Source organism: Rhodococcus sp. IEGM 1351, assembly GCF_030056875.1.
Classification (GTDB): domain Bacteria; phylum Actinomycetota; class Actinomycetes; order Mycobacteriales; family Mycobacteriaceae; genus Rhodococcus_F; species Rhodococcus_F opacus.
This window is the reverse complement of sequence record NZ_JASHKU010000006.1, coordinates 326845-344066: the sequence shown is the minus strand read 5'-3', so window position 1 is coordinate 344066 and position 17222 is coordinate 326845. Positions and strand designations below refer to the sequence as shown.

Genomic DNA, 17222 nt, shown 5'->3' with positions numbered 1-17222 from the left:
CGGGATTCCCGGACGCGACACGCCTACTCCGACGTCATCGCGCTCCATCGCCGCAGGTGAAAGAACCGAAATCCCACGTTCGACTCCTTCCATGCCCCAGGTCAGGTGACCATGTCCAACACCTCTGTGTCTGCAACGCTCCTCGACGACGCCGCGACGCTCTTCATCGATGGCGAGTGGTGCACCTCGGAACAGACATTTAAACGATTCGAGCCATACGGGACAGATCGCCTGTCGGGCACCTTCGCGTCGGCGACTCCCGCTCACGTCCGCCGCGCCTACGACGCGGCCGAGAAGGCACAGCCGGGATGGGCGGCCACACCTGCCGTCCAACGCGCCAATGTCCTGCGCCGAGCAGCCGACCTGCTCGAGGCCAGGGTCGAGACGGCCGCTCGCCGGCTCACCGCCGACATGGGCAAGGCCATCCGCGACGCCCGCGGCGAGGTGCTGCGCAGCGCTGCGATCCTGCGCTACTACGCCGGCGATCTGCTGCAGCCCTCGGGCGAGACCTACCCGAGCGCAGACCCCGAGACCGTACTGCTCACCGTCGAGCAACCCCTCGGGATCGTCTGCGCCATCACGCCGTGGAACTTTCCGTTCGCGATTCCGACGTGGAAAATCGCTCCCGCAGTCGCATTCGGCAACTCCGTGGTGTGGAAGCCGGCGGAAGTGGCCTCAGGCAGCGCGGTGTTGCTCACCGAGATTTTCGCCGAGGCGGGTCTGCCGACGGGTGTGCTCAATCTGATCACCGGCAAGGGCCGTTCCCTGTCCGGTTCGTTGACCGGGGACCACCGCTTGGCGGCGTTGACCTTCACCGGATCCAACGGTGTCGGTGTCCGCCTCCGTGAGGCGGTCGCAGACCGCAACGTCAAGGTGCAACTCGAACTCGGCGGCAAGAACCCCGCCATCGTGCTGGCGGACGCCGAACTCGAGGACGCGGCCGTGCAGGTCGTTCGCGGAGCCATGCTGGCCGCCGGACAGCGGTGCACGGCCACCAGTCGCGTGTATGTTCAGCGCCCGGTGGCCACGGAATTCCGCGAACTGCTGCTCGCCCAGGTCAACCGACTCGTGGTGGGCAACCCGTACGACGAGGCCACCGACATCGGGCCGATGTCCTCACCGGAGCAACGCGACACCGTGGTCGAGTATCTTCGGCTCGCACACGAGGAAGGTGCGGACATCCTTGTCGGCGGCAAGGCAGACGGTGAGGGTTGCTTCCTCGAACCGACGGTGCTGACCGGTGTGGCCCCGTCCAGCCGACTCGTGCGGGAGGAGATCTTCGGCCCGGTGCTCGTCCTGACCGAGGTCGAGGATTTCGACGAAGCGCTGGCCGCGGCGAACGACACCGTGTTCGGCCTGTCGGCCTCGCTGTTCACATCGAACATCTCCAAAGCCATGCAGTTCGTGCGCCGGATCAATTCCGGCCTGGTGCATGTCAATCGGGAGACGGCGAGTGTGGAGCCGCACGTCCCGTTCGGCGGAGTCAAGGCCTCGAGCAGCATGAATCGTGAGCAGGGAAAGGCTGCCCGCACATTTTTCACCACCACCAAAACGGTCTATCTCAGATCGCCGAACTGACGGGGGCGATCGCACATTTTCGAGATCAATCGCTTGGCCCCAGCACTTTTCAGCACCACCAACACTTCGACGGAGGAAAATGATGGACCACACTCAGAAGTTCTACATCGGCGGCACCTGGGTAGACCCGATCGGCTCGAAGACGCTCGAGGTGATCAACCCGGCGACGGAGAAGCCGATCGCCACCATCGCGATGGGCAACGAGCAGGACGTTGACCTCGCAGTCACCGCCGCACGCACGGCGTTCGACAGCTTCGCGTCGACCACCCCGGCCGAGCGTATCGCCCTGCTGGAGAAGATCATCGAGGTGTACAAGCGGCGTATGAAGGACCTCGCGGGCGCCGTCACCAGCGAGATGGGAGCGCCCACCGGCCTCGCGGAGGCCGCTCAGGCACCGGCAGGTCTCGGGCACTTCATGGCGACGCTCGACGCCCTCGAGAACTTCACGTTCGAGGAAAAGATCGACACCACGACCGTGGTGCGCGAGCCGGTCGGCGTCTGCGCCTTCATCACCCCATGGAACTGGCCGCTCAACCAGATCGTCGCCAAGGTGGCACCCGCCCTCGCAGCCGGATGCACGATGGTGCTCAAACCGTCGGAGATCGCGCCCCTCAACGCAATCATCTTCGCCGAGATCCTGGACGAAGCCGGTGTTCCCGCAGGCGTCTTCAACCTCGTCAACGGTGATGGCCTGACCGTGGGAACGGCACTGTCCGCGCACCCCGAAGTCGACATGGTCTCGTTCACCGGGTCGACGCGGGCCGGCGTCGAGGTCGCCAAGAACGCGGCCCCGACGGTCAAGCGCGTCGCCCAGGAACTCGGCGGCAAGTCGGCCAACATCGTGCTCGACGACGCCGACTTCGAAGACGTCATCACTCGCGACGTCACCGGCATGGTGGTGAACTCGGGCCAGTCCTGCAACGCCGGATCCCGCATCCTCATCCCCGCGGATCGCATGGACGAGGCTGTGGAGATCGCGAAGAAGGCCGCGGCCACCATCGTCGTCGGAGCTCCGGATGCGGAGGGCACGACCGTCGGTCCCGTGGTGTCGCAGGCACAGTTCGACAAGATCCAGGGACTCATCCAGAAGGGCATCGACGAGGGCGGCACGCTCGTCGTCGGTGGCACCGGCCGCCCGGACGGGCTGCAGGAGGGTTACTTCGTCAAGCCCACCGTCTTCGCCGACGTCACCAATGACATGACGATCGCGCAGGAGGAGATCTTCGGGCCTGTGATGATGTTCATCGGCTACGAAGACGAGGACGACGCGGTGCGCATCGCCAACGACACGCAATACGGGCTCGCCGGCATGGTGTCTTCCGGAAACCCCGAACGTGCTCGGAAGGTCGCTCGGCGGATGCGGACCGGAATGGTGCACCTCAACGGTGCCCCGCTGGCCGCCAATGCGCCGTTCGGTGGATACAAGCAGTCCGGCAACGGTCGTGAATTCGGCAAGTTCGGTTTGGAGGACTTCCTCGAGGTGAAGGCCATCTTCGGGGACAACCAGAACTGACACACCCACGGGGGGTCGAGCACGCGTGCCCACGGGGCTCGGCCTCCCCCACCGGTTGTGCTCTGTCGATTCGGAAAGGCTCCACGCTATGCAGATCGGGCTTATCGGGCTGGGAAAGATGGGCTTCAACATGCGCGAACGGCTCCGCCGTTCGGGCACCGAAGTTCTCGGTTACGACCCGCACGTCAACAGCTCCGACGTCTCGTCCATCGACGCGCTCGTCGAGGCACTTCCCCCACCGCGCATCGTCTGGGTGATGGTTCCGGCGGGTGCGCCGACGCAGGAGACGATCACGCACCTGTCACAGGCGCTTTCTCCGGGCGACCTCGTCATCGAAGGAGGCAACTCCCGCTTCAGCGAGGACATCCACCACGCGAAGGCGCTCGACGCGCGAGGGATCGGGTACATCGACTGCGGTGTGTCCGGCGGAATCTGGGGTCTCGAGAACGGCTACGCGTTGATGGTGGGCGGATCCGAGGAACACGTCGACAGGGCGATGCCGCTCTTCGACGCCCTCCGCCCCGAAGGCCCGCGCAGCGAAGGCTTCGTACACGCGGGACCCATTGGAGCAGGCCATTATTCAAAAATGGTGCACAACGGGATCGAGTACGGCCTCATGCAGGCGTACGCTGAGGGCTTCGAGCTGCTCGAGGCCACGAAACTCGTCGAGAACGTCCCGGCAGTGATCGAGGCCTGGAGCCGCGGCACCGTGGTGCGATCGTGGCTCCTCGACCTCCTCGTGCGCGCCCTCAAAGACGATCCCGAGCTGTCTGGGATCTCCGGCTGGACCCAAGACTCCGGAGAAGGCCGGTGGACCGTCGAAGAGGCAATCCGCAATGCCGTTCCGGTACCGGTCATCTCGGCTGCGCTTTTCGCCCGGTTCGCCAGCAGGCAAGAGACCTCACCGTCGATGAAAGCGGTCTCCGCCCTGCGGAATCAGTTCGGTGGACACTCCACGAGCAGGGCAGACGCTGCACTCGATCAGGTGAAGGCAGCGGCCCGATGACAGTGAGCCGCCGGGAGAAGCCGGACCGCAATCTCGCCCTCGAACTGGTCCGCGTAACGGAAGCAGCCGCGATGGCCGCTGGACGCTGGGTGGGACGGGGCGACAAGATCGGCGGCGACGGCGCCGCAGTCGACGCAATCCGGCAGCTCATCAACTCCGTGACCATGCGCGGAGTCGTCGTGATCGGCGAGGGCGAGAAAGACAACGCCCCCATGCTCTACAACGGCGAGTGCGTCGGCACCGGTGACGGTCCCGAGTGCGATGTCGCGGTCGACCCGGTGGACGGAACTACGATGATGTCCAAGGGAATGTCCAATGCCATCGCCGTGCTCGCGGTATCCGAGCGCGGAACGATGTTCGATCCGTCTGCGGTGTTCTACATGGAGAAGATCGCAGTCGGTCCCGATGCCGCCGACGTCATCGACATCACCGCGCCGGTCCACGAGAACATCCGACGTGTGGCACGAGCGAAGAAGTCGTCGGTCTCGGACGTGACAGTGGCCGTACTCGACCGACTCCGCCACGGCGACCTCATCAATACCGTGCGAGACGCCGGAGCCAGGGTCCAACTGCTGGCGGACGGAGACGTCGCCGGTGCCATCGCAGCCGCGGATCCACGTTCGGCACCGGACATGCTGCTGGGGATCGGCGGCACCCCCGAGGGCGTGATCGCAGCCGCGGCACTGCGATGCATGGGAGGCGCGATCCAGGGCCGGCTCGCCCCCACCAACGATGCCGAACGCCGGCGAGCGATCGATGCGGGCCACGACTTCGACAGGGTGCTTCATACAGAGGATCTCGTTTCCGGAGACAACGTGTTCTTCTGCGCGACGGGTGTCACCGACGGTGACCTGCTCCGCGGGGTGCGATACGCCGCCGGCGGAGCCACCACCCAGTCGATCGTCATGCGATCCAAGTCCGGCACGGTCCGGATGATCGACGGACGACACAGTCTGAACAAACTCCGTGAGTACTCCGCGGTGGACTTCCACGGCTGACGACCCACTTCGTACACACACAGAAAAGCAGGAACGCACATGACCGCAGAACTCAAGCTCGGGTACAAGGCGTCGGCGGAACAGTTCGGCCCACGTGAACTGGTCGAACTCTCAGTGCTCGCCGAAAGTCATGGACTCGACAGCGCCATGGTGAGCGACCACTTCCAGCCGTGGCGGCACAAGGGTGGCCACGCCCCGTTCTCCCTGGCGTGGATGACGGCCGTCGGTGAGCGGACCACGAGGATCCAGCTCGGCACTTCGGTTCTGACACCGACATTCCGGTACAACCCCGCAGTCATCGCTCAGGCATTCGCCACGATGGGACTGCTCTACCCCGGACGGGTGATGCTCGGGGTCGGCACCGGTGAGGCGCTCAACGAGATCGCGACCGGGTTCGAAGGCGATTGGCCCGATTTCAAGGAACGCTTTGCCCGCCTACGCGAATCCGTGCAGCTCATGCGCGAACTGTGGAAGGGCGGCCGGGTCGACTTCGAAGGTCAGTACTACCGCACCACCGGGGCCTCGATCTATGACGTTCCCGTAGAGGGCATTCCGGTGTACATCGCGGCAGGCGGTCCGGTCGTCGCCCGCTACGCCGGTCGCGCGGGTGACGGATTCATCTGTACCTCCGGTAAAGGCATGGAGCTCTACAACGACAAGTTGATGCCAGCCGTCGCCGAGGGCGCACAGAAGGCCGAACGGAAGCTCGAGGACATCGATCGTCTGATCGAGATCAAGATTTCCTATGACACCGATCCCGCACAGGCACTGGAGAACACCCGATTCTGGGCGCCGCTGTCCCTGACACCCGAGCAGAAACATGACATCACCGACCCGATCGAGATGGAGGCCGCCGCGGATGCGCTCCCCATCGAGCAGGTCGCGAAGCGGTGGATCGTGGGCGCCGACCCGGACGAAGTGGTCGAGGCGATCAAGCCCTACATCGACGCAGGGCTGAACCACCTGGTCTTCCACGCTCCCGGTCACGATCAGAAGCGCTTCCTCGAGTTGTTCGAGCGTGACCTGGCACCCCGGCTTCGCCGGCTCGGCTAGCTCACCCCAGCCCGTCACCGCACCGTCCAGCCAGACACCGCGGTGACCGTCACCGCACACGTCCAGCCATAGACAGTGCGATGACCGTCTGCGGCGCACCAGGTGTTCGGCCCTACGGAGTGGCTGGAAATTCCCACCACTCACCCGGGCCGTTCGTCGCCATCGCCTGGTGCGCCGCTGTACGACTTTTCACCGGGCACCCAACTTCTCTGCCCGAGAGCCGATCCAGTCGCTCGACCAGCCTGAAGACCAAGGAGATCACGTGAAGAGAGTGGGCGTCATCGGCGGCGGAATAATGGGGAAGGGATGTCGGAAGTAGTTGCACGAGCAGGTGTTTCAGCGACCATTCTCGAGCGCGACATCACCTCGGCCAATGCCGCAACGGACCGTACCCAGTCGTCCCTCGCCCGTGCCGTCAAGTCGGGACGACTCGACAGCAATGCCAGCACAGCCCGCCGCCGTTGTTACAGCGCATGGTCGATGCCGGTCGTCTGAGTAAGAAGACCGGCCAGGGTTTCTACTCCTACACATAGTCCAGACCACCCGTCGAGAAATGGACGGCCAGAATCAGTCCCGGCACCGGCAGCGATCGAGTGCCCATATTTCCCACCCCGCAACAGGAGACTTCTGCCCGTGTCGATCACAGACGACATCCACGTCCTCACGCAACCGGTTCACCCCGCCGACTGGACCGAATTGGACACCAAGGCCGTCGACACCATCCGGGTGCTCGCCGCGGACGCGGTGCAGAAGGTCGGTAACGGCCACCCCGGCACGGCCATGAGCCTGGCCCCCCTCGCCTACACCCTCTTCCAGCGTGTCATGCGCCACGACCCCACCGACGCCGACTGGATCGGCCGCGACCGGTTCGTGCTGTCCTGCGGGCACTCCAGCCTCACCCTCTACATCCAGCTGTACCTCGCCGGCTACGGTCTCGAACTCGACGACCTGCAGGCGCTGCGCACCTGGGGCTCGAAGACCCCCGGCCACCCCGAACACGGCCACACCCGCGGTGTCGAGATCACCACCGGGCCGCTCGGTCAGGGCCTCGCCTCCGCCGTGGGCATGGCCATGGCCGCCCGCCGCGAACGCGGCCTCTTCGACCCCGAGCCCGCCCTCGGCGACAGCCCGTTCGACCACCACATCTACGTCATCGCCTCCGACGGCGACATCGAGGAAGGCGTCACCTCCGAGGCCTCCTCCATCGCCGGCGTCCAGCAGCTCGGCAACCTCACCCTGATCTACGACGACAACAAGATCTCCATCGAGGACGACACCGCCATCGCGCTGTCCGAGGACACCGCCGCCCGCTACGAGGCGTACGGCTGGCACGTGCAGATCGTCGAGGGCGGCGAGAACGTCGTCGCCATCGAAGAGGCCCTGAACAAGGCCCGCGAGGTCACCGACAAGCCGTCGCTGATCCTGCTCCGCACCATCATCGGCTACCCCGCACCGACCAAGATGAACACGGGCGCGGCGCACGGCGCCGCCCTCGGTGCCGACGAGGTCGCGGCCGTGAAGAAGGCGCTCGGCTTCGATCCGGACAAGACGTTCGAGGTCGCCGACGAGGTCATCGCCCACACCCGCAAGGTCGTCGAGCGCGGCGCCCAGGCACACAAGCACTGGCAGGCCCAGTACGCCGAGTGGACCCACCGCGCCCCCGAGGGCAAGAAGCTCCTCGACCGCCTGATCGGCCGCGACCTTCCCGCCGGCTGGGCCGACGTGCTCCCCACCTGGGAGCCCGATCCCAAGGGCATCGCGACCCGCAAGGCGTCCGCCGCCGTACTGAACGCCGTCGGACCGGTGCTCCCCGAACTGTGGGGCGGCTCCGCCGACCTCGCCGAGAGCAACAACACCACCATCAAGGGCGCCGACTCCTTCGGTCCCGAAGCCATCTCCACCCGGATGTGGACGGCCCAGCCCTACGGCCGCACCCTGCACTTCGGGGTCCGCGAACACGCCATGGGCTCGATCCTCAACGGCATCGCGCTACACGGACCGACCCGCCCCTACGGCGGCACCTTCCTCGTCTTCAGCGACTACATGCGTCCCGCCGTGCGGCTCGCCGCGATCATGAAGACCCCGGTCACCTACGTGTGGACGCACGACTCCATCGGACTCGGCGAGGACGGGCCCACCCACCAACCGATCGAGCACCTCGCCGCGCTGCGCGCGATCCCCGGCCTGTACGTCGTGCGACCCGGCGACGCCAACGAGACCGCCCACGCCTGGCGCGCCGTCCTCGAGAAGGGCGCCGACGAGGCCACCCGCGCGCCCGCCGGCCTCGCCCTGACCCGCCAGGACCTACCCGTCCTCGAGGGCACCAGCTACGACGGCGTCTCCCGCGGCGGCTACATCCTCGCCGACGCCTCCACCGGCGCACCGGAGGTCGTGCTCATCGGCACCGGATCCGAGCTGCAGCTCGCCGTCGCCGCCCGCGAGACCCTCGAGGCCGACGGCATCCCCACCCGGGTCGTGTCCATGCCCTGCGTCGAATGGTTCGACGCCCAGGACCAGGCCTACCGCGACGGCGTCCTCCCCCCGACGGTCAAGGCACGGGTCTCCGTCGAAGCCGGCATCTCCATGCCCTGGTACCGCTTCGTCGGCGACGCAGGCGAAATCGTCTCCATCGAGCACTTCGGCGCCTCCGCCGACTACAAGACCCTGTTCCGCGAGTTCGGCTTCACCGCCGAAGCCGTCACCGCCGCCGCACAGCGCTCACTCGCACACGCCAAGCGCTCTCTGCACGCTCCGCCTCCGCTGACGAGCAGTCCTACCGCAGCGACCAGAGCGAACTGACTACGCACACAGTGCCTGACCCCACACGCAAACCTCTCAGTTCTGGTCCGTTGGTCGTGAATGTGACTTGGTGGAGCGGGGCTCCATCGAGATGCTCGGGGCGGAATCAGAGGTGATGAAGGGCCCTCGAGCGTGATTACCTGCCCGTTCAGTTCGTGGTGGTACCAAGGACCACATCATTGCTCGCCATGGGTGAACACCCTCGCACTGGTTCCGGACCCGCCGGGAACCCGTGAAGGCCGGCCCGCTGTTCCGTACCCAGCACGCACCGTCAGGAATACCCTGGCAAGTACATCCCCTTTGCACCTCCCGGAATCTGCACCGCCCGGAATCGGACCGCCATGAACGATCGCCCGCCGAGTGATTCGACGGTCGCGTCTGGGCCGCCCACCGAACTGGGTCAGGACACTCAGCTGCCGTCGACGACGACGTCGGGCGCCGAATCGGTGTTCGTCGTGGAAAGCGGGGTCGAGCGCCTGGTCGCGGATTGGGAGTCTTCCGGTTCGCCGGCCGAGCTCACCGAATATCTCCCCGACACGGCTGCGATCAGGCGGGCCGCGCTGATCGAGCTGATCAAGGTCGACCTCGAGTACCGGTGGCTGCGGTCGGGGAGCCCGAAGCGCATCGCCGACTACTGCCTCGAATTCCCGGAGCTGCTCGCGGAACCACTGCCACCGGAACTCGTCTACCTGGAGTACCGGGTCCGCCGTCAGAGTGGCGCCGACGTCGATCCCGCCGAGTACGTCGCCGAGTATCCGCAGCAGGCGGCCCGGTTCGAGACCCTCCTCGAACACGACCGCCGCATGGACCGGCGGACCATCACCGCGGAACTCGGTCCGGGCGACGACCTCGACGTCGGTGAGCGCCTCGACGATTTCGACCTGATGATGGAACTCGGTCATGGCGCGTTCGCGCGGGTGTTCCTCGCCCGGCAGCGTTCGATGCAGCGGTGGGTGGCGTTGAAGATCTCCCGCAACATCGGCAACGAGCCGCAGACACTCGCGCAGCTCGACCACCCGTACATCGTCCGCGTCTACGACCAGCGGGTGCTGGAGGACCGCCGGCTGCGGGTGCTGTTCATGGAATATGTGCCCGGCGGCACGCTCCTCGACGTGGTGCGGCTGGTCCGCAAGACCCCGCCCGAGCAGCGATCCGGACAGCTGCTGCTCGATTCGGTCGACCGGATCCTCGAGGAGAGAGGCGAGATCCGGCCCGAGTATTCGAGTGTTCGAGACGAGATCGCCGCACTGTCGTGGCCGGAGACGGTCGCGTGGATCGGGTTGCGGCTCGCCGACGCACTCGACTACGCCCGGGCGCACGGCGTCCTGCACCGCGACATCAAACCGGCGAACGTACTGCTGGGACTCGAAGGCATCCCCAAACTGGCCGACTTCAACGTCAGTTCGAGCGACAGCGTCGAGAATCGCGGCGCCGGAGGATTCATCGGCGGCTCCGTCGCGTACATGTCGCCCGAACAGCTCGAGGTCATCGACCCGGGCACCCACCGAACCGCGTCCGACCTCGACACCCGCAGCGACATCTTCGCGTTGGGCGTCATGCTGTGGGAAATGCTGACCGGGGCCCGGCCCTTCCCGGACGACGACGGGACCACGTCCCCGCCGACGCCTCAGGCTCTTCTCGAGTCCCGACGCCGGGGCGTGGACCCGGAACGATCCGCGCTCCCCGAGGACTGTCCCGCCGCGCTGCGGCGCATCCTGGTGAAATCGCTCGCACCCGACCGGGACGACCGGTGGTCGAGTGGCCGGAAGCTGACACGGCAGTTCGCGCTGTGCCTCGACCCGCACGCCCGCGATCTCGTCGACCCGGCACCGGGAAGCCTGCGGTCCACGATGTGGCGGTGGGCGCTTCCGATCGTGATCGCCGCCGTCGGCATCCCGAACCTGCTGGCAGCCGGATACAACTACTACTACAACAAGGTGCTGATCATCGCGACGCTGCCCGTCGAGGCGCAGCAGGATCTCGAGTTCGTGCACCTGGTGATCGGCGGGATCGCATTCCCGCTGGGCGCAGTGCTCATCGTCTACTGGTGTCGACTCGCGCTCACGGTGCCGCGAGGACTCCGAAACGGCAGAACCTACAGTTCCGAGGTGCTGGAGAAGGCGCGAGCCACGACGCTCGGACTCGGCCATCGCGCGGTCGTGGTCAGCTTCGGGTTGTGGGTCGTCGCCGGCGTCGCCTACCCGGTCGCCCTGGAGATCACCGCCGGCGGGATTTCGTTGGGCGCATACACGCAACTCCTCGCGTCCCTCGCCGTGTGCGGGGCGGTCGCGCTCGCCTACCCCTTCTTCATCCTGACGTTCTACGCGGTGCGGTGCCTCTACCCGATCCTGCTGTCGCACGGCGAGTTGCGCGGAAGCGACGGCCGCAACATCCGGGCCCTCGGCCGAGGCATGCCGCGGTACCTCGCCGTCGCGGCGGCCGTCCCGTTGATCGGGGTCGCCGGACTCAGCTTCGTCGGTGGAACCACGGGCGACGCCGTGAACGCGACGGTGCGCGCGCTGTGTCTGGGCGGCATCTTCGCCTTCATCGCCGTGTACCAGTTGTTCCGGCGGATCGAGAGCGATCTGCGCGCGCTCGAAAGGGTCGTGTGGCTGGAGGTGCCGGGTCGCCGACCGGGCGGCGGCGGTAGGAGCGCAAAAAGAAGGCCCCTGACGCTGCCGGGTCGGGGTCCGACAGCGCCATGGGCTCACTAGGTATGTCTCCCGAAGCCCCCTCCGCGTTACACCCCGCGTGTCGCACGCCCGGCGAGGCCGCCCATCGTCATGTCGTAGAGGACGGTGGCCAGCTCGTTTCGCCGGTCGCGGAGGTCACGGCGGAGGTATTCGAGGCTCACCTCCCGGTAACTGACGGTGAGCACCAGCAGCAGCGCGTCGAGGTCGACCCCCGGACCGATCGCGGACGGATTCAACGTCACATACGTACGCAACAGGTCGCGGCACCGTTCCTCGATGCGGACCGAACGGTGAGCGGTGAGGGCCACGTGCGGCGCGTCGTTGAGCAGCGAACCGAGGATGTCGCGATACCTGTCCAGGACTGCGAGAAGCTGGGACTGCAGGGCCGCGTCCTTCAGGAACGTGCCCTTCGCGACGGCGTGCTCGAGCTGCGTCCCGAACGTAGCCGTGGTTTCCTCCATGATCTTGTCGATCAGGACCTCGATGATCTCGTCCTTGTTCGCGAAATACTGGTACACCGACCCCTTCGAGATGCCGGCGGCCTCCGCGATGGCGTTCGTGCTGCAGCCGGTGTACCCCTTGGCCCGCAAAACCTGACCAGTTGCCGACAAGATGCGCGCGACCGTCTCCTGCGACCGCTGCTGAGAGGGGTCTTTTCGCTGGCCAGTGCCCATTCGCTGAACCCTCCCGATCTGCCCCACAATGCGACTTGTACCCGTCCGATTAGGTGAGGTGAACTGTAACTCACAGCCCCTCGAGCGGGGGCCGAGGCACAAAGCCCCCCTTCTCGACTACCGAATCGAGTGCACCGCAATGACAGAAACCCAGTCCCGGGAGTCGGCGCCCGGCTTCTCCGACTTCACGCCGCCGCGGCGGTTCGACATGGACTCGGAGTGGGGTCGCCGCTCGATGCGGACGCTGTCGCGATTCGTGCACGGCGACCCGACGCCCACCCCGGCGGAGCGGGAACTTCACGCCCGGGCGGTGGTCCGTCAGGACGAGATCGGTGCCGCACTGGCGCGGGCCGTCCTCGTCGACAAGACCGTGACGATGGCCCAGTTCTCCCAGGCACTCTCCGACGGCATCGGCAGCGTGCCCGACGCGGCGCCGCCGCTGGTCGCCTTCTTCGACGCAGTGGACCGTCGGCCGTCGTGGGTCGACGACCGGCGCCTCGAGCACGGGGCCGCCGTCTGCCTGCGCAGCGGAATGACCGGACTCGACCTGCTCGCGACCGGTTCGCTGATGAACGGCTACCGCAGCGCCGCCACCTCCCGCCAACTCGTGGCCACCGGCAGGCTGGTCGGGGACGGCGCCGGTCAGCGCGTGGCCGAGACCGTGCGGTGGTGGTACGAGTGCGTCCTGCCCGGCGGCATGGATCGCGACCGCCGGGGCTGGCAGTTGTCCGTCCACGTGCGGTTGATGCACGCGTTCGTCAATCTGACCCTGCTGCAGGACGAGAGCTGGGACGTGTCCGACTGGGGCATGCCGATCAACCAGTCGGATCAGGCCGGGACGCTCGCCCTCTTCTCGACGACGTTCCTCGTCGGACTCCGGTCGCTGGGGGTGTGGGTCTCCGCTCACGAGGGCCGCGACGTCATGCACCTGTGGCGGTACATCGGCTGGCTGATGGGCATCGACGAGCACTGGCTGGTCGACGACGAGAACACCGGACGCCGCAACATGTGCCAGATCGGGATGTTCGCTCCCGGCCCCGACGAGAACTCGAGGGTGCTGGCCGACTCACTGCAGAAGGCGTGGGCCACGTTCCACTACCCGCACGCAGAGTCCCTGCGACGGCGGCTCAACCGCCAGCGCCTGCTCAGCATCCAGCGGATGTTCTCCGGCAAGCGCGGCATGCGAGAACTCGGATTGCCGGTCGTGCCCGCCTGGTTCGCTCCGCTGGCGCTGGTGGGGAACGGGACGCTGCACGGTGCGGCCCGAGTGAGTCCGGCCGTCCGCGAACGCGTCGGCCGACGCTCCCGGCGGCGAGTGGAGGCGTGGCTCGCCGCCAACGAGACGTCGTCGCGGGTTCAGCGGCGCTCGTAGATGCCGCGGACGTACGCCGCCTGCCCGGCATGCTGCAGATCGTCGGAGACGACGCTGATCAACCGGACACCGAGAGTGACTGGCGGATCCCAGTTCTCGTCGACGATCCGGTCGAGGTCGTCCGGCCCGATCGACTGGACGTAGTCGACGGTGCGGTCGTGCACGGCATCGTGATATCCCCGCAGGAGGTCGGCGCCGGTCCGCACCTTCGCCACCTCGTCCGCGGAGTGCCCATAACCGATGTCGGCAACCGGGAACGGGAGGTCGAGGCGCTCCACCCACCCGCCGGACGTCCACACCTGCGCGGTGCCCGCGACACCGGCGACGTGGTCGTCCTGCACTCGCGTCAGATGCCAGATCAGCCAGGCGATGGTGTTCGCCTTCGCGTCCACCCGAAACGTGAGGGCGTCGGCGGGGAGATCGGCCAGCGTGGAATGCACGGTCTCCTGAATGCGATCGAAGGCGTCGGTCAACAGCGCGCTATGGTCCACGATCTTCCTTTCGTCGTGTTCACATCACGTTCCACTATGACCCCCCTCGGGCTCACAGGACCGGCACGACATGTCCCCAGTACCCCGGGCGGCCGCTGACCACCACGGCCGGGCTTCGCCGGTGACGATCCGAACCGCCGAGCGTCACGGCTTCCGGAGAACGCGAGATCGCCCCCGCGAGCGGGAGGTACCCCCAGGATTGTGGGCTGGCGACGGCGGCGAGGGATATGGAACGAGCACGGGTTCCTTTCCGGAGTTTCGTGCTGCTGCCTGAGGTTTTCCCACTGATCGGCGTGTCGTTGATCTTCGACGTGTAAGCCCGCTGTCGCCGTGTCCGCGGGGGTCGATGTGCAGATCCCGAAAGCAACCCCGGCACCGGGTGTGGTGACGTGGTGGCGGCGATCGATGTCGCGGCTGCCGCGGTGGTGGATCGGTTCGGTGTGGGCGGGTTGGGCGGAGGTGTGAGGGTGTCGGCTGTGGTCGGCTTCTGTGTTCGGCCTCGAGTAGGGAGCTGAAGGCTCGGCTGCGGAGGAGATCGTGGCGGTTCCGTTTTCATGACACGGACCTTGCGATCACGGCGTCGAGGTACCGGCTCGCGGCGCCCTCGACGCGGGCGCCCTCGGCGACCATCGGCCACGCGCCGTCCATGCCGCCGACAATGGCCGCGCGGGAGAGGAACCCCTCCCAGAACGCCGGTGACCCGAACTCGCCGCGCCACTGCAGGGCGGGAAGGGTGACCCGGTGCAGGGTGTGCTCGTGGGTGGTCCCGATCGCGCCGTGCACCTGGTGGACGTTGCGCACCGCCACGGCCAGGGCCTGCGAAACGACGCTGCGCGCGACCGCAACGCGGAACTGGGACAGCTCGCCGTCGAGGTCGTCGGTGAGGGCGTCGGCGAGCGCGGTGTCCACGGCAGCGCGGGCCAGCACGGACTCGGCGGCGATGTCGACGACGAGGTTCTGCACGGACTGGAACTTCGCCAGGGCGCGACCGAACTGGCTGCGGGCGGTGGTGTGCTCAATCGCCGAGGCGAGCATGCCGTCCATCGCGCCGACGCACTGCAATGCACGGGCGAGCGCGCCGCGCAGGACGTACGCCTCGACGGCCGCGGTGGATACGGGTGACCAGGAGATGCCCTCACCGACGGTGACAGAGCCGGTCGGCACTGCCGAGATGCCCTCAATGGTAGTGATCGTCAACCGGTCGGTTGGCACGTCCGCGAGCTCGTGGGTATCGCCGGCGGGGCGCACGCACACGACGGTGGCGGTGGCACCGGCCCACGGGACACCGTGCGCGGTCCCCGAGGAATCGAGCAGCGCGACGGTGGCGGTGGAGTCGGACGAGTCGTCGATCCCGGCGGCGCGCCGGAGCGGCCCGGCCAGCAGGTCAGTCTCGGCGTACGGGACGGCCACACCGGCGGCAGCCGCGGTGCGCAGGAGCGCGGCGGCTTCGGCCCAGCCGGCTCCGCTGCCCCCGGCGTCCTCGGGCGCGGTGAGCCGGGCGACGCCGACCTCCCGCAGTGTCGACCACACGGCGTCGGCGTCGGGCCGGACGTCGGGGCCGGAGAAACCGGAGACGACGTCGGAGAGCATCGCCTGCAGGTCCTCGTCGACGGAGAGGTCGACGGTCGTGGCGGTGGTCATCAGCGCATCCCCAGTCCCCGCGCGATGACGCCGCGCAGAATCTCGTTGGTGCCGCCGCGGAGCGTGAAGCCCGGGCGCTGGTGGAGGCCCGCGCGCAGCAGGCCGTGGATCTCGGCGACCGCGGCGGTGCCGTTCGTGCCGGCGAAACCGGGTGCCAGCTCGTCGCCGAGCCGGGTGGAGACGGTGTCGACGATGTCACCCTCGGTGGCGGTGCCGAGCAGCTTGACGAGGGCTGCCGGGGTGTCGGCGGGTTCACCGCGCTGCAACGCGCCGGCGATGTTCTGGCTGAGGTTGTGCAGTCCGGCCATCCGGGCCACGGTCCGGCCGAGGTCGCTGCGCTCGGGCAGGGCTCCGGTGGAGATCGCACCGATCTCCGCGGCGAACAGGCGGAACGAGGAGAGGAACCGTTCAGGGCCGCTGCGCTCGAAGGCGAGCTCGGAGTTGACCTGTTCCCAACCGTTACCGAGGGTGCCGAAGACCATTGAGTCCGCCACGAAAACGTCCTCGAGGACGACCTCGTTGAAGTGGTGGTCCCCCGAGAGGGAGACGATCGGCCGGATGGTGACGCCCTCGCTGCGCAGGTCGACGATGAACTGACTCAGACCCGCGTGACGGTGCGAGGGGTCGAGCGGTTCGGTGCGGCACAGCGCGATGAAGGCCTCCGCGTGCTGGGCCCCGGAGGTCCACACCTTGGTCCCGGTGATCCGCCAGCCGCCGTCGACCTGAACGCCCTTGGTGCGGACACTGGCCAGGTCGGAGCCGGAGTCCGGTTCGGACATGCCGATGCCGAAGCAGCACTCGCCGGCGGCGATGCGGGGCAGGTACTCGTGCTTCTGCTCCTCGGTACCGTAGCGAAGCAGGGACGGGGCGATCTGTCGGTCGGCGACCCACTGCGCGGCGACGGGGGCGCCCACGGAGAGCAGTTCCTCGGTGACGACGAAGCGCTCGAGGTGGGTTCGGCCGCGGCCACCGAACTCCGTGGGGATCGTCATCCCGACCCAGCCGCGTTCGGCGAGGCGTCGGGTGAAGTCCTCGTCCCAGCGGGTGAGCCAGGTGTCGATCCAGGGTATGAGCCGCCCGGCGTCGACCTCCTCGGCGAGAAACGCGCGTACCTCGGCACGCAGGGCGTTCATCTCATCGGTCGCCACCGTGGTAGGTGGCGCGAGAGTCGAACTCATGGGACCTCCTGATGAGTCCTGCCCGGGCGGCGCCCGGGCGATCGGGGTCGACTGTGCCGCTGTTCGGGGAGTGCGCACAGTCAAATCAAGGGTCAGTCCAGACCGCGGGGTCGCCCTGCCGCGGAGGATGCCCCGCATCACTTGGAAAGTGTCCCAGAAACGCCAGAGATACACAATAGCGAAGCAGACTACGTATATACGCTATCTCTTGAGCTCGGATGCCATT

General features: G+C 67.2%; 12 protein-coding genes and 1 pseudogene. 9 read left to right on the top strand and 4 right to left on the bottom strand.

All coding sequences use genetic code 11. The annotated features are described in order from the left end of the window. Positions 1 to 111 precede the first annotated feature (111 nt). The 8 genes and pseudogenes from QM806_RS13620 to QM806_RS13585 all read left to right on the top strand — a co-directional run bounded on the left by QM806_RS13620 (position 112) and on the right by QM806_RS13585 (position 11661). Complete coding sequence (locus tag QM806_RS13620; protein ID WP_122975577.1) at positions 112 to 1578, top strand: aldehyde dehydrogenase family protein; 1467 nt, start codon at positions 112 to 114, stop codon at positions 1576 to 1578. A gap of 82 nt (positions 1579 to 1660) precedes the next feature. Next, on the top strand, positions 1661 to 3091 hold the full coding sequence (locus QM806_RS13615; protein ID WP_005561305.1) for an aldehyde dehydrogenase family protein: 1431 nt from the start codon (positions 1661 to 1663) through the stop codon (positions 3089 to 3091). Between the two features lie 55 nt (positions 3092 to 3146). Continuing rightward, positions 3147 to 4097 (top strand): phosphogluconate dehydrogenase (NAD(+)-dependent, decarboxylating), encoded by a 951-nt coding sequence (gene gnd, locus QM806_RS13610; RefSeq protein ID WP_257237456.1) that lies wholly within the window; start codon positions 3147 to 3149, stop codon positions 4095 to 4097. Continuing rightward, positions 4094 to 5095, top strand: a complete 1002-nt coding sequence (glpX, locus tag QM806_RS13605; RefSeq protein ID WP_283291729.1) for a class II fructose-bisphosphatase — start codon at positions 4094 to 4096, stop codon at positions 5093 to 5095. Before gnd ends, glpX begins: the two co-directional genes overlap by 4 nt. 39 nt (positions 5096 to 5134) lie before the next feature. Beyond that, positions 5135 to 6148 (top strand): glucose-6-phosphate dehydrogenase (coenzyme-F420), encoded by a 1014-nt coding sequence (gene fgd / locus QM806_RS13600; RefSeq protein ID WP_005561299.1) that lies wholly within the window; start codon positions 5135 to 5137, stop codon positions 6146 to 6148. A 446-nt stretch (positions 6149 to 6594) separates the two neighbouring features. Further along, positions 6595 to 6681, top strand: a pseudogene (locus tag QM806_RS13595) (3-hydroxyacyl-CoA dehydrogenase family protein); the annotation flags it as partial. Between the two features lie 100 nt (positions 6682 to 6781). Continuing rightward, positions 6782 to 8947: a transketolase gene (gene tkt / locus QM806_RS13590; RefSeq protein ID WP_283291727.1), complete on the top strand. Its 2166-nt coding sequence runs from the start codon at positions 6782 to 6784 to the stop codon at positions 8945 to 8947. 341 nt (positions 8948 to 9288) lie between these two features. Continuing rightward, positions 9289 to 11661 carry a serine/threonine-protein kinase gene (locus QM806_RS13585; protein ID WP_283291725.1) on the top strand — a complete coding sequence of 791 codons (2373 nt, stop codon included), beginning with the start codon at positions 9289 to 9291 and terminating at the stop codon, positions 11659 to 11661. 26 nt (positions 11662 to 11687) lie between these two features. Here QM806_RS13585 and QM806_RS13580 read toward each other — a convergent pair whose 3' ends face one another. After that, a complete protein-coding gene (locus tag QM806_RS13580; protein WP_037206876.1) occupies positions 11688 to 12314 on the bottom strand; it encodes a TetR/AcrR family transcriptional regulator in 627 nt (208 codons plus the stop codon). A 139-nt stretch (positions 12315 to 12453) separates the two neighbouring features. Here QM806_RS13580 and QM806_RS13575 point away from each other — a divergent pair, with 139 nt between their 5' ends. After that, entirely contained in the window at positions 12454 to 13686 is a 1233-nt protein-coding gene (locus QM806_RS13575; protein WP_283291722.1) for an oxygenase MpaB family protein, read from the top strand. Here QM806_RS13575 and QM806_RS13570 read toward each other — a convergent pair. The 3 genes from QM806_RS13570 to QM806_RS13560 all read right to left on the bottom strand — a co-directional run bounded on the left by QM806_RS13570 (position 13671) and on the right by QM806_RS13560 (position 16996). Then, positions 13671 to 14177, bottom strand: a complete 507-nt coding sequence (locus QM806_RS13570) for a mycothiol transferase (protein ID WP_005564483.1) — start codon at positions 14175 to 14177, stop codon at positions 13671 to 13673. The two genes, QM806_RS13575 and QM806_RS13570, sit on opposite strands and share 16 nt — an antisense overlap. A gap of 552 nt (positions 14178 to 14729) precedes the next feature. Then, positions 14730 to 15818: an acyl-CoA dehydrogenase family protein gene (locus tag QM806_RS13565; RefSeq protein WP_005264737.1), complete on the bottom strand. Its 1089-nt coding sequence runs from the start codon at positions 15816 to 15818 to the stop codon at positions 14730 to 14732. Continuing rightward, positions 15818 to 16996 (bottom strand): acyl-CoA dehydrogenase family protein, encoded by a 1179-nt coding sequence (locus QM806_RS13560; RefSeq protein WP_054248006.1) that lies wholly within the window; start codon positions 16994 to 16996, stop codon positions 15818 to 15820. Before QM806_RS13560 ends, QM806_RS13565 begins: the two co-directional genes overlap by 1 nt. Between the last annotated feature and the right edge of the window lie 226 nt (positions 16997 to 17222).

Coding starts and splice junctions, on each gene's coding strand:
- glpX (WP_283291729.1), top strand. CDS start 4,094: ATGACAGTGAGCCGCCGGGAGAAGCCGGACCGCAATCTCGCCCTCGAA.
- QM806_RS13580 (WP_037206876.1), bottom strand. CDS start 12,314: ATGGGCACTGGCCAGCGAAAAGACCCCTCTCAGCAGCGGTCGCAGGAG.
- QM806_RS13565 (WP_005264737.1), bottom strand. CDS start 15,818: ATGACCACCGCCACGACCGTCGACCTCTCCGTCGACGAGGACCTGCAG.
- QM806_RS13620 (WP_122975577.1), top strand. CDS start 112: ATGTCCAACACCTCTGTGTCTGCAACGCTCCTCGACGACGCCGCGACG.
- fgd (WP_005561299.1), top strand. CDS start 5,135: ATGACCGCAGAACTCAAGCTCGGGTACAAGGCGTCGGCGGAACAGTTC.
- QM806_RS13615 (WP_005561305.1), top strand. CDS start 1,661: ATGGACCACACTCAGAAGTTCTACATCGGCGGCACCTGGGTAGACCCG.
- QM806_RS13560 (WP_054248006.1), bottom strand. CDS start 16,996: ATGAGTTCGACTCTCGCGCCACCTACCACGGTGGCGACCGATGAGATG.
- QM806_RS13575 (WP_283291722.1), top strand. CDS start 12,454: ATGACAGAAACCCAGTCCCGGGAGTCGGCGCCCGGCTTCTCCGACTTC.
- QM806_RS13585 (WP_283291725.1), top strand. CDS start 9,289: ATGAACGATCGCCCGCCGAGTGATTCGACGGTCGCGTCTGGGCCGCCC.